The sequence below is a fragment of the Sulfobacillus harzensis genome, assembly GCF_012933365.1.
GTDB lineage: Bacteria > Bacillota > Sulfobacillia > Sulfobacillales > Sulfobacillaceae > Sulfobacillus_B > Sulfobacillus_B harzensis.
The window spans coordinates 87390-99788 of the sequence record NZ_JABBVZ010000001.1 but is presented as its reverse complement, the minus strand read 5'-3'; the positions used below and the strand labels follow the sequence as shown (position 1 = coordinate 99788).

The 12399-nt window shown below is 57.4% G+C and carries 13 protein-coding genes; 4 read left to right on the top strand and 9 right to left on the bottom strand.

Annotation, left to right across the window (positions count from 1 at the left end):
- Positions 1-189 precede the first annotated feature (189 nt).
- The 8 genes from HIJ39_RS00565 to HIJ39_RS00530 form a co-directional block, all read right to left on the bottom strand.
- Positions 190-936: a hypothetical protein gene (locus HIJ39_RS00565; protein WP_169095606.1), complete on the bottom strand. Its 747-nt coding sequence runs from the start codon at positions 934-936 to the stop codon at positions 190-192.
- A gap of 22 nt (positions 937-958) precedes the next feature.
- On the bottom strand, positions 959-1255 hold the full coding sequence (locus HIJ39_RS23970; RefSeq protein WP_243239231.1) for a hypothetical protein: 297 nt from the start codon (positions 1253-1255) through the stop codon (positions 959-961).
- 15 nt (positions 1256-1270) lie between these two features.
- Complete coding sequence (locus HIJ39_RS00555) at positions 1271-1510, bottom strand: hypothetical protein (RefSeq protein WP_169095604.1); 240 nt, start codon at positions 1508-1510, stop codon at positions 1271-1273.
- A 413-nt stretch (positions 1511-1923) separates the two neighbouring features.
- Positions 1924-2526 carry a uracil-DNA glycosylase gene (locus HIJ39_RS00550; RefSeq protein ID WP_169095602.1) on the bottom strand — a complete coding sequence of 201 codons (603 nt, stop codon included), beginning with the start codon at positions 2524-2526 and terminating at the stop codon, positions 1924-1926.
- Positions 2516-2944 carry a vitamin K epoxide reductase family protein gene (locus HIJ39_RS00545; RefSeq protein ID WP_169095600.1) on the bottom strand — a complete coding sequence of 143 codons (429 nt, stop codon included), beginning with the start codon at positions 2942-2944 and terminating at the stop codon, positions 2516-2518. Before HIJ39_RS00545 ends, HIJ39_RS00550 begins: the two co-directional genes overlap by 11 nt.
- Complete coding sequence (gene odhB / locus HIJ39_RS00540) at positions 2945-4153, bottom strand: 2-oxoglutarate dehydrogenase complex dihydrolipoyllysine-residue succinyltransferase (protein ID WP_169095598.1); 1209 nt, start codon at positions 4151-4153, stop codon at positions 2945-2947.
- The gene (locus HIJ39_RS00535; protein ID WP_169095596.1) at positions 4154-6997 is read right to left on the bottom strand and encodes a 2-oxoglutarate dehydrogenase E1 component; all 2844 of its coding nucleotides are present in this window, start codon (positions 6995-6997) and stop codon (positions 4154-4156) included.
- A gap of 39 nt (positions 6998-7036) precedes the next feature.
- A complete protein-coding gene (locus HIJ39_RS00530) occupies positions 7037-7327 on the bottom strand; it encodes a hypothetical protein (RefSeq protein ID WP_169095594.1) in 291 nt (96 codons plus the stop codon).
- Positions 7328-7592: 265 nt separating this feature from the next.
- On the opposite strand from HIJ39_RS00530, the gene HIJ39_RS00525 reads away from it, so the two are divergent.
- From HIJ39_RS00525 to HIJ39_RS00510, 4 genes are all read left to right on the top strand, one after another.
- Positions 7593-8345, top strand: coding sequence for a peptidoglycan-binding protein (locus tag HIJ39_RS00525; protein ID WP_169095592.1), 753 nt, complete (start codon positions 7593-7595; stop codon positions 8343-8345).
- Positions 8346-8417: 72 nt separating this feature from the next.
- Positions 8418-8996, top strand: coding sequence for a TMEM165/GDT1 family protein (locus tag HIJ39_RS00520; RefSeq protein WP_169095590.1), 579 nt, complete (start codon positions 8418-8420; stop codon positions 8994-8996).
- 49 nt (positions 8997-9045) lie between these two features.
- Complete coding sequence (locus HIJ39_RS00515) at positions 9046-9570, top strand: RNA polymerase sigma factor (RefSeq protein WP_243239230.1); 525 nt, start codon at positions 9046-9048, stop codon at positions 9568-9570.
- Positions 9560-11125: a hypothetical protein gene (locus HIJ39_RS00510; RefSeq protein WP_169095588.1), complete on the top strand. Its 1566-nt coding sequence runs from the start codon at positions 9560-9562 to the stop codon at positions 11123-11125. The genes HIJ39_RS00515 and HIJ39_RS00510 overlap by 11 nt, the downstream gene beginning before the upstream one ends.
- A 108-nt stretch (positions 11126-11233) precedes the next feature.
- Here the strand turns inward: HIJ39_RS00510 and HIJ39_RS00505 are convergent, their stop codons facing one another.
- Positions 11234-12376 carry a thiolase family protein gene (locus tag HIJ39_RS00505; RefSeq protein ID WP_169095586.1) on the bottom strand — a complete coding sequence of 381 codons (1143 nt, stop codon included), beginning with the start codon at positions 12374-12376 and terminating at the stop codon, positions 11234-11236.
- Positions 12377-12399: the final 23 nt, after the last annotated feature.

Below are 12399 nucleotides of genomic sequence, written 5' to 3'. Positions count from 1 at the left end.
CGGACGATCTACCACGGCTGTATTCGCGTGAAGCAGGACGCCACTCGTCCATCCTACCTCCAGCGAAGAGTTCTACAATGCGGCGGAAATTCCTGCTAAGTCATGTAGATTTTTGGTGGGATTTTTTCTCTGCGCCAAAAAGCAAAACAAGGCGGGGAACACGCCCCACCCCGCTCCCCAATCGGGGGCTCAGGAGCTTTTTTGAAGTTGAGCCGGACCTGGTTGAGGTTGGCTATACAAGTATGCAACCGACATGCACACCATTCCCGCGACTACCGTCAAAAGGGCCACTACGAAGCTCCCCACCGCGTTGACGGTGGTGGTCCAGGCAAATGACGCGGCGAGCATCTGAACCATGACGAGTACGGCGAGCCACGTCCACGGCAAAAAAAGCGTTTCGCGCCATTGCGTGCGCAGGAGATGCCAAAAGCGCTCTCCGCCATGGATACCGAGCGCACTTTTCCACATCGTCCAAGGAACTACCACGATAAAGAGCCCTGCGACGACCAACGCCCGGATGGCGACCAAGGCGGGCGGATGGTCCGGCCCCGAAATCGGAACCCGCATGGCGGCCATTCCAGCATAGGACAGAACCAACCCCATCCCTGACCACAGAACGGTGGACGTCGCGCCGCGCTTGGTCGGAAAAAGCCTCGGCACGACCACCAAGCCCAGCACCGTTATCACCGCTCCGACAATAAGGAGTTCGGGCATGTGATGGATAAGGGCGGTCACCTGGCGATGGTAGGTTTGAACTACCACTTTGTCGTTGATGGGTTGAAATTCCATAAAGGCAAACGGAACCACCTGCGGAACAGCCAGGAGAATAATCCAAATCCAAAGGGTTGATGCCGCCAGCACAGGAATCCACCGGCGCCATTCGTCCCTCCAGTAATCCCAAGCCCGCGTCCAACTTACCTGCCACTTGGCATTCACTTTCTCATCCCCTTCCGTTCCGCTAAGGCAGTACGCCCTGTCCATGGTGATGGCGACTTAATTCACTGCGATGTTGAAACACGTAGTCCCACATGGTGGAATTTTTCGGATTCACCGGCGGAGGCAGCGCGTGTGACGGAAATGCGTTGACCGCCATAATCGACGTGATCATAATGAACGTTGCGACGGCCATAATGAGGTGCATGCCAATCAATCGCCGCCGTAACGGACGCCGACGGGCGTCAAAGCGAACGAAAAACAGCATTCCGGTAAGAAATGTAACAACGTACAGAACATAGCTGACATCAATCCAAATCATCGCTGCATCCCCCTTCTAAAACGCCAGCGCCGCCGGATCAAATACGGCGAACGTAAAGAGAATTAGGGTGACGCAGGCAAAAAAAATATGCAAAACCACCCAGTTAAGTGGAAGAGTACGACGGGGCATGGAAACCGTCGCCCCCCGCTTGCGCGGCTTTGGGGGACCGAATAGAGCGAAGCCAAAAAATACGAACGCCCCCGTGGCTGCGGTGACCAGGAGAGCAAAATAAGTAATGATTAGCGCGCGACTCATTGCAGATCCTTCTTTTCGACAATATTCTAGCGCATCCCTTCCCAGCGCCGCTAAAACAGTTACAATGCACTGGGAGGGAAAACATTATGGCATCATTTTTGTTGGTTTCTGCCATTGTTTTTGTCGTCGCGGTTGGCCTGACCATCTTCATCTATATTGGAGAACGTCGGGAAGGCCATGCCCGCGACGACGACTAACTAACTCTGAAAATCGTAGTCCTGCAAGAGGTAGTGAGCCAATACGATAACCGTGATAATGAAAAGCGGAACCACGGAAAAAAACACACTTGCCACGTAGCCCATGAAAGTCCCCTCCCTAAAGAATGGTGAATTTATGTTAACCATACTCGAATTTACATGATTGGGCAATTCCGACGGTGAAATTTCCTAACGCGTGGACATTCTCGGATAAAATTAGGGCCGGGGATAATGCGGGGTATCGTGGTTCGGGTCAACAAGTTCTCGGTATTTGTCAATGACACGCTTTAAATCCAACCACACATCTCGTTTCCAAGCGGGGTTGCGAAGAAGGGCGGCGGGATGATAGGTTGGCATCCACCACCGGCCGTCTTGCTCAATCCACTGCCCGCGTGCGCGCGTAATACGCCACTCCGATCCCATCACGGCTTTAAGCGCTGTGGAGCCTAGTAACACAACGATGGCTGGATCCAAGATGGCGAGCTGACGATCGAAGTGAGGACGGCAAGCCTCCACTTCATCGGGCAATGGCGTGCGGTTGTTGGGTGGCCGGCATTTCACCGCATTCAAGATATACACCTGCTGAAATCGGTGCATGCCCATCGCACTGAGCATTTTATCCAGCAATTGACCCGCCGCACCGACAAATGGCCGTCCCTGTCGGTCCTCTTCGGCCCCCGGACCTTCTCCAATGAATACCAGGCGCGCCTCCGGATTCCCCTCCCCAAACACAGCCTGACGACGGATATTGCCCAGCCGACAATTCTGACATCGGAGAACCGCTAATTCGAGATCCCCCAACGCCTCCTCATGCGTCATGCCCCATCCCCCGTTTCGGAACTCCGCGCCGGCCGAGCACCGCGGCCAACACCACGATCGCCACTTGATTGAGTGTGCACCAAGCACAAAGATGTCCGATGCGTGCTTCGGTGCCGATCGCATAGGCAACCCCCATCAGCCCAACCGCGGACCAAAAAGGGGCCACAGGGGCAGCTCGACGCCACACCCGCGACCCCCACCATCCGATCAGCCAAACCAGGGACCAGTCGCCCAGCGGTAATCCCAATACCACACCGAAGGGACTGGACACCACCGATTGACAATCAATCACGGAAGAAAGCGCGGCACCCGGGCATCCCAGAGCGCTTGGATGTGCTCGAATAACCAGCGTGGCCACCGACGCGACCACGACGACCAGGCTGACGAACCCGCGTGCCACCCACTTCCGTCGAGCCACTTAACCCTCCAGCAGCAGTGTTTCCGGATCCTCAATGAATTCTTTAATGGCCACGAGGAAGCGCACAGCCTCCGCGCCATCCACGATGCGGTGGTCATAGGACAACGCCACATACATCATGGGTCGAATCACCACCGAGCCATTGAGCGCGATGGGCCGCTCCTCGATCTTGTGCATTCCCAAAATGCCAACCTGAGGCGCATTTAAAATTGGCGTGGACAACAGCGACCCGAAGGTGCCCCCGTTGGTAATGGTGAATGTGCCGCCGCTCAATTCCTTCAGACTCAGCTTGTTGTCGCGCGCCCGACGGGCCAAGTCGGCCACTTGCTTTTCTATTTCCGCGAAGGTTAACCGATCGGCGTCGCGGACCACAGGCACGACAAGTCCAGTATCTGTGGACACAGCGATGCCAATGTCGTAGTAGTGCTTAAGGATCATGTCCGTGCCGCGGATTTCTGCATTAAGGCGCGGAAACTTCTTTAACGCTCCAACGGCGGCCTTGGTGAAAAACGACATGAAACCTAAACCGACTCCATAGCGATCACGAAAGGCCTCCTTGCGCCGCGCTCGCACGGCCAAAACGTTGGTCATATCAATTTCATTGAAGGTGGTTAACATCGCCGCGGTGTGTTGAGCCTCCACCAGCCGCCGAGCAATCGTCTGTCGGCGAGCGGACATCGGTACCCGCTCTTCACGGCCGCTCTCATCCGGCGTCGCCACCACGCTGGGCACGGACGGTGCCGTGGTTGGCGTCGGCACACTGGGTGCCGGCTCGGGCTTGGCCTTTAGAACGTCGTCACGAAGAACCCGTCCCCGAGGACCACTACCCTGAACGGCGTTGATGTCGACGCCCTCCTCCCGGGCTAGGCGACGCACTTCTGGCGTGGCCCTGCTGGCTGCGCTGTCTTCCGAAGCCATCGCTGGCGTGCTCTCTTCTTTCGGGGCCTGTGATGCTGGGGGCTCGGTGGGGGCGGAACCGGCTTCGATAACCGCCAGAGCCGCCCCGACTGCCACGTTGGCACCCTCCGGCGCCACAATTTCCTTTAACACGCCATCCTCTTCGGCCGCGACTTCTAAATTAACCTTGTCCGTCTCCAGTTCAACCACCGCTTCGCCGGCTTTGACCGCCTCACCCGCCTGCTTCAACCACCGGCCCACTGTTGCTTCCACTACTGACTCGCCGAGTTCCGGCACCTTCAATTCAGCCACTTATTGTTGCCCTCCCCGTGTAGATACTCCCATTGGCTTCAATGCCTCGCGTGTAATCCGGGTTTGTTCCTCGTTGTGCATCTCCGGAAACCCTTCCGCGGTGGCCGCTCGCTCAGGCCGTCCCACATAGCGAAGCACGACCCCTTCGGGCAGTTCTTTGGCCAGGCGCGACTGGATGTAGCGCCAAGCCCCCATGTTTTGAGGTTCCTCTTGCAGCCACACCACCTCTTCAATGTGCGGGTAGCGTGCTAGTACGGCCGCCAGTTCCGACTGTGGGAACGGGTATAATTGCTCGATCCGGACAACGCTCACGTGGTCGTGCGGCTCGGACTCCATGGCCGCTTTCAAATCGACGACCACCTTGCCGGACAGCATAATGAGCCGCCTCACCCCGTCGCTCGGCGCCGTCTGGTCGTCGATAACGGGTCGGAAGCGGCCCTCCGCTAGATCGGCCAACGATGAAGCTGCTAACGGATGGCGCAAAAGACTCTTCGGCGTCATGACCACCAGCGGCCGGGGGTCACGGTGCACCAAATTGGCCTGTTGCCGCAAAAGATGGAAGTATTGAGCCGCCGTGGTGCAGTTCACGACGCGCAGGTTATTGTCTCCGGCAAGCTGCAAATACCGTTCCAGACGAGCGCTGGAATGTTCGGGTCCTTGGCCCTCGTAGCCGTGCGGTAGGAGCAGTACCAGTCCGGATTGTTCCTTCCACTTCGATCGCGCAGCAGCCACGAACTGATCAATAATCACCTGACCCGCGTTGGCAAAGTCGCCGAATTGGGCCTCCCATAACGTCAGCATCCGCGGTGACTCCACACTGTAGCCGTACTCAAAGCCCATCACGGCGGTCTCTGACAAGGGACTATTGTAGATCGCAAACGACGCTCTGGCGCTCCGCAGATGTTGCAAGGGCACGTACGTCTGTCCGTTGTTCACGTCATGCAAAACCGCGTGCCGGTGACTGAAGGTTCCGCGTTCCGAATCCTGACCCGTAAGCCGGATGGCCGTCCCATCCGCCAGGACCGATGCGAACGCCAAGCTCTCCGCGAATCCCCAGTCGATCCCACCCGGTTGGCGAAGATTCTCCAAGCGCCGCTTCAATTGCCGCTCCAACTTGGGATTGGGATGAAATCCCTCGGGCAGTTGATGCAACTCCTGGGCCAAATCGGCCAACTTCTGCTCCGAGACCTCTGTGCTCTCGGCAAGCGCAACCAAGGCATCACTCCAGGAACTCGCTTCCGGCTCGTCCGGTGCGGCCGTATCGCCGAGCTCGTCTTTGGCCCGCTTCAAGTCGGCTTGGACCGCCTCAAGCCAGTGCTGGGCTTCCTGGGCGTCGACTACTCCCGCTTCCACCAATCGCTCGGCGAAGAGCGCCCGCACGGTCGGATGCTGGGAAATCTTTTGGTACAGCAACGGTTGCGTATACATAGGCTCGTCGCCTTCGTTGTGGCCCCAACGCCGATATCCTACCAAGTCAATCAAAAAGTCCTTATGGAACTTTTGGCGGTATAGGAATGCGAGCCGGGCTGCTTTCAGACAGGCTTCCGGATCATCGGCGTTGACGTGCACAACGGGAATTTCAAAGCCCTTAGCCAAATCGCTGGCATAGAGCGTAGAGCGGCCGTCATTGGGCTCGGTGGTGAATCCCAGCCCGTTGTTCATGATGATGTGTACCGTGCCGCCTGTTTGATAGCCGCGTAAGCGGGATAGATTGAGCGTCTCAGCGACCACACCTTCTCCTGGGAAGGCGGCATCCCCGTGGATGGCGATGGACAATGCCCGGTCTACGTCCTGCCGTGGTGCACCCGGCTGATCCACGTCTTCTTGCGCGGCGCGCGTGATGCCCTGGATGACCGGATTGACAAACTCCAGATGACTAGGGTTGTTGGCCAAGGTGATGCGGACCCCAGCAGCCTCGCCATCGCGGACCAACTTATGGGCACCCAAATGATACTTTACGTCGCCCGTCCACCCTGCGTTGATGCCCATAGAGCCTTCCGAGGGCACCAGCTCCTTGTTGACGGTGGTATGAAACTCAGAAAAAATTTTGAGGTACGGCTTGCCCAGGACATGGGCTAGCACATTCAGACGACCGCGGTGCGCCATCCCGATAACGACTTCGTGCGCCCCGGCTTTGACTCCATCCGCGACTAACACGTCCAACATGGGCACGAGAACGTCCGTTCCTTCAATTGAGAATCGCTTTTGGCCAGGGAAAGCTGTGTGCAAGAATCGCTCGAAGGCTTCTACCTCGGTCAAGCGCTTCAGCACCGCCCGCTTCTCGTCCCGCGTGAGCGGTTGCTCCCGCTCCGGACCTTCCACTTGGCGACGCAGCCAATCGCGCTCCTCAATGTTATGGACGTGGCTGAAATCATAGCCCAGCGGGCCCGAGTAGAATTGCCGCATGAGGTTAATTGCATCTAAGGCGTTAGGCGTGGTTCGAAGCCCGTTTGGCCACACCACGGTACTTGGCATACGCCGCAAATCCTCGTCGCTGATGCCCATTACCTCGGGGTCATCCACCACCGTTCGGGGCGATACCCCGAGCGGGTCAAAAGACGCCTGCAAGTGGCCATATTCCCGGATATTTCGGGACAATTGAACGGCCTTGACCAATTTTTCCAGAGGAATCTCGGGCAAGGCTGCCGTCGCGGATAGAGCTGGCTGACCTTGGGAAAGCGCGGCGATAGCGGCTGGTGACAACTGGCTTAAAATCTCGCGGGTCGCGGGATCGAAAGACTCCGGGTCCCTTTGATACTGTTCGTACGCTTCAACAACATAACCAATATTGGGACCCGCAAAAAGGTCAAGCACACTTTTCGGTTCCGTATGTTGTGGCAACATGATTCCCTCCCGTCCGAAGCACCAGATGGTTCTTCGCAATTACACATCAAAAGACGCATCCGGAACGGGCCGCGCGGTCGGTCTTGACTTCGGGAAAACCGCACCAGGCACAGCTCTTTCGGTCATGCGGTGTTCATTCCTATCATACCAGAAATCCCAACGACTGGGGAAAAACAACGCCTCCGCGACCTGCTTGCGGATACCAATTTTTTGGTGAAAAAACAGCTCAATTTTCCATAGCAAGCCGAAGTCGATGATACCCTGCCAAGCCGCGCGAGTGCACAGAGCGCCATTTTCCAACATTTTTCCCAAAAAAGTTAAGAGACCCATTTGCGACCGCATCGGCCAACGTCTGGGTTAAGGGTGCTGCAATGCGCTCTCGGGCGGAATCCGACGGAGCCCGTAGAACGTCCTGCGCCAGTCTGGCTTACGGAGGAGCGCACCAACTGACACGCATTGCAACCCTCTTTAAACTAGGTGCGGACAACGCCTCATTTCACATGTGAACCGGGGAACCGGATTCTCTGTCAGCTTGGACAAGAGACGATCCCCGTCCGTGTGAGTGAACTCCGGAGGCATACAAGGAGGGTTTATCATGATGATAAAAGGCGCTCTTATCGGCGCAGCCATGCTGTCAACCCTGGGCATCTCGGCCCCCTCGTGGGCGGCCACCAAGAGCACGACCGGAGTTGTCAGCACGACCACCATCGCAGCCCAGCATCCTGCCCTGCAACAGCGCCTGCAATACGGCGACCGGGGGCATTGGGTGATGACCCTGCAGGCGGACCTGAACGGTTTGGGCGTGGTGGCAGGACCCGTCGATGGCGTTTTTGGCCCTAAGACCGAGACGGGAGTTAAGCACTTTCAGCAGCTTCACCATCTTCCCGTCACGGGAATCGCCAATGGAGCCACCTGGCAGGACCTTCTTGCCGGCTACGGGATTACGCCCCCGGTTTCGAACCAGGTCGTGTCGGCCAGCCAGGCAGTACCCGCAGCGAACGCCAAAACGATTGACGGCCGGCCTATTCTCCATGTCTACCACATGATTGCGACGGCCTATGGACCGAGCTTACAAGACAACTATCCCTATGGTCCCACGGACGCATTTGGTCAGCCTTTGCAACCTGGAATGATTGCGGTTGACCCTAGTGTGATTCCCCTTAGGTCAAGCGTTTATGTAGCCGGATATCACGATGCAAACCTGCCCACAGGAGGCTTCTTAGGTCACGCTATGGATACCGGCGGTGCCATTCAAGGGATGCGTATCGACATCTTCATGAACGACAACGCCCAGACCATCTCCAACTTTGGTATTCAACCGGTTACCGTTTATGTGCTGGGCAAATAGCTCTGCTGCGATCATGGTTGCATTACGAGGCTCCCTGGACTAGCCTTAAAAGGGAGAATCGGAGGCAAGCCTGTGACCTGGACCCTGATGTTTGCCAGTCTCTATTTAGCGGAATTGCCGGATAAGACCTCGCTGGCGACGCTCGCCCTTCTGCGGCGCCACAACCCTCTTTGGGTATGGATGGGCGCTGGACTAGCTTTAGTTGCTCAAACCGTCATTGCCGTCGGTGCCGGGCGCTTGTTGGCGTTGGTTCCCCGCAATCTACTCAACTGGATTGAAACGCTCTTATTTTTGGCCTTTGCCGTCTGGTTGTGGCGATCGGCAGGAAAACCTGACGAGGCGCCCGAAGACCAGACGGTCAAGGGCCGTGGCTCTACGGTGGGGCGCATCTTTTTATTTGTCTTCGCGGCCGAATTCCTCGATCTAACCCAAATGGCCACCATCGCCTTTTCCGCCCATCACCCCCAACAGTCGCTGGCCATCGGCGTCATGGCGGCCGTCGCGCTGTTGTCCGCTAACGCCACCGTGATTGGCTTCGGGCGGGTCATTCTTCGATACATTCCCGGCAGTTGGATTGAACGCGGAGCCGCCCTGTTGTTTGGTGCGATTGGCGTTGCAATTGGTTTGGGACAGCTTGGCGTGGGGCTGTAACCTCCCATCATCCGTTGGCGTTAGTATAGAGGATGCCTCATAGGAGGTTTTGACGACGAACGCGCATGATCAAAAAGTTTTCGACGATTTTATGGATCAATTTGGCGATAAGGCGGTTCGCTACGCTTATGTGACGCTGCACTCCCGGCCTGACGCCGAGGATGTAGCCCAAGAGGCGTTTATCCGTATGTGGCGTCATGCTGGGCGCCGCGGGGCGGAAACCTTGTCCCCCGCATTGCTGTTTCATACCGTCACCAATTTATGCCGGGACCGCATGCGCCATTTGAAGCGCCACCCCGAAGATCCAACCGATTTGATTGAGGTCACGCAAGGCGAGGTTGACGACACCCCGCTCTTAACGGACAGCGCCTTAGTCCTTGAGGCCGTCATGAAACTGAACGCGCCAGAGCGCCAATGTATTCTTTTGTTTTATTACATGGACCGAAGTCTCAAGGAGACCGCCCAAGCGCTCGGCGTCAGTGAGCAAGTCGTCAAGACCCGGCTGTACCGGGCCCGCCAACACCTCAAGCCGATGCTTGAACCGGTTTGGAAGGAGAGAGCTTATGAGTCGTGATCTGGACCAAGATTTGGGCCAACTGCTCGATGAGGCCTTAGGAGAGAAGCTGGGGCTCTATTATCAGCCTGCGTGGCACCCTAAATATCGGGCAGCTCGGCGGCGCTCGCGCGTCAAACGGATTGCACTTGCGAGTGTAGGTGTTGCCGCAGCGGGAATGTTGGCGTTGCCACTGACGGTCCGTCTGCCGGAGGGCCATGGAGCGGTTTCGAACCTGAATTTGTCCTCAGTCCACCTTCCTTCCGGGCTGAGTCATAACGTGAGCCAAATTAGCCACGGTGCGTTTAGTGTCAGTAGCATGATGCCGGTGTACGGCACGTACCCGGTGGCCAATCCTACCGGCCACGACTTAACCCTGACCGGGAGTTTTTCCATTAACGGCAGCCGTGGCGATACCCTATCGCTGCTGTTGAACAACAAGATGAAGCTGATGGGCGGCATGCTGTTCAATCAGGGAACCCCGACCTACAGCTTTACCGGATCATCCATGGAAGACGGCACTGCCGTGGCTTCGCCCTCTCCCGCCACCCCCATTCAAGGGGAATGGTTGCAGCAAGACAATGTAGGCATTAACACGGCATCGGTGGCGGGCAACCACACCTATGTCACCCATAACAATCTCTGGGCGGACATTACGGGAAGTCAGCTTCAAGACTGGGTGACCTCACCCGCCAACCCCCGCCCCAATACGGTGGATAGCATTGCCGCCTTGCCCTCGTCACCCGACCAGGCGCTTTTGACTGAGGAGAAGCCCTCCGGATTAAGCGACGGCTTCATCACCCACAACGGCGGGAGGACCTGGGTCGGCTGGGGTCTCGGCGCACAGACCGTCTCCAATCTGATTGCGATGAAGGATCGCTTTTGGGCGATACTCAACGGCACCTTGGCATGGAGCGCGAATGGCAGACAATGGAATTCAGTGCTCAACTTAAATATCAAGAAGTGGCAGGTTGAATCATTTGCTCTAGACCCCGCCAATCCCAATGTTATGGCGGTGGCACTGATCCCCATCAGTGGGGATGGCGTGGGGCCGGTGCTTGAATCTCAGAACGGTGGTCAAAGCTGGCAAGAGGTGCCCCATTTCCCTGCAATCGGCGCGGCACCGACGACCATGGTGATGACGGCGAACGGGGATATTGCCGCTCTCATTAACGCCAACGGACCCACGATTGTGTACTACGCGCAATCGACGGGCCAGTGGTCCATTGTGCCGGTGCCGGCAACGTCAAACGCGGAGGGTCTCGGCCAGTTGGCCGCCAGCCCCAACGGGGACCTTCTCTACGGCGCGCCCGGCGGCAGCATCTATCAATGGGTTGGTCAGTCCAAAGTCTGGCTGGTCATCAATCCGCCCCCCGGACTGGACGGCAGCGGTCAAGCGCCATCACCGTTAGGGAGTATTGGCAATCAACAGATCACGGCCAGCTATCCGTCAGGCTGGTGGATTGTGTATGAGCCCCCCCACCAGTTCGCGGCAGCTGTCAAAACGGCGCTCAAGGCGAAAAGCGGGACAAAGGCGTTGCTGGCGCGCCCGGCTACCCTACAGACCAAACCGTAGCTCTCTCATCTGCGGGAACGAAACAGGCGTCTTTTCAAGGTGAATCAGGTAACAAGCCACGGGGGGCAAGCAGCCCCCCGTGGCTTGTTGACGAGAGAGTCAGTATTTTTATACCCGCTCGATAATGGTGGCGACCGCCATTCCCCAGCCTATGCACATGGTAATAAGCGCATAGCGTCCCTGACGGCGTTCCAACTCATGAAGCGCGGTCAGTACCAGTCGACCGCCGGAGGCACCCAACGGGTGGCCCAAGGCGATAGCACCGCCATTGGGATTCACCCGCTCCCAGTCGGGATGATATTCCTCGCCCCAGGCGAGGACTACAGAGGCGAAGGCTTCGTTAATCTCGATGACGTCCATATCGTCGAAGCGCAAGCCCGCCCGCTCCAATACTTTTGCCGTGGCAGGGATGGGACCCGTCAACATAATCACCGGGTCTACCCCGACCACCGACATGGCCACCACCCGAGCCCGAGGCTTGAGGCCGTGGCGCTTTAATCCCTCGTCCGAGGCCAGAAGCAAGGCTGCGCTGCCATCTGTAATCTGACTGGAGTTAGCGGCTGTTACCCGCCCATCTGGCTTGAACACCGGCCGCAGGGAACCCATCTTTTCCAGCGAAGTGTCCGCCCGGGGCCCTTCATCTTGACGAATGGTGACAGGATTCCCCTCGGCGTCCACCGTGTCTACCGCAATCACTTCTTGCGCCAGCCGGCCGCTCTCGATGGCCTTTAAGGCGCGCTGATGGCTCTGGTACGAGTATTGATCCAAAGATTCCCGACTCAGATTCCACTGTTCGGCAATCATTTCCGCCGACATCCCCTGGGGTACAATGTTATACCGACGCAGCAATTCGTCGCTGAACGTCGATCCATCCGACCCCATGGGTACCCGTGACATCGATTCGACACCCGCTGCAATTACCAGGTCGTGAACATCTGCCCGAATGGCTTGGGCAGCCTGGTTAACCGCCTCCAAACTTGATGCGCACATGCGGTTAATGCTCATGCCCGGGACCTCCACAGGAAATCCGGCGATCAAGGGTGCCAACCGCCCAATGTTAAATCCTTGCTCTCCAACTTCGGTAACACAGCCCATCCGTACGTCCTCAACGGCGCCGCTTTCGATTCCCGTTTTGGCCACCAACGCCTTCAATGTATGCGCGGCTAAATCGTCCGGACGCACACGCGAGAGTCCACCGTTCCGCCGTCCAAACGGCGTGCGCACACCGTCTACAATATAGGCTTCCCGCATCACAACGCCCTCCTTGACGTCAA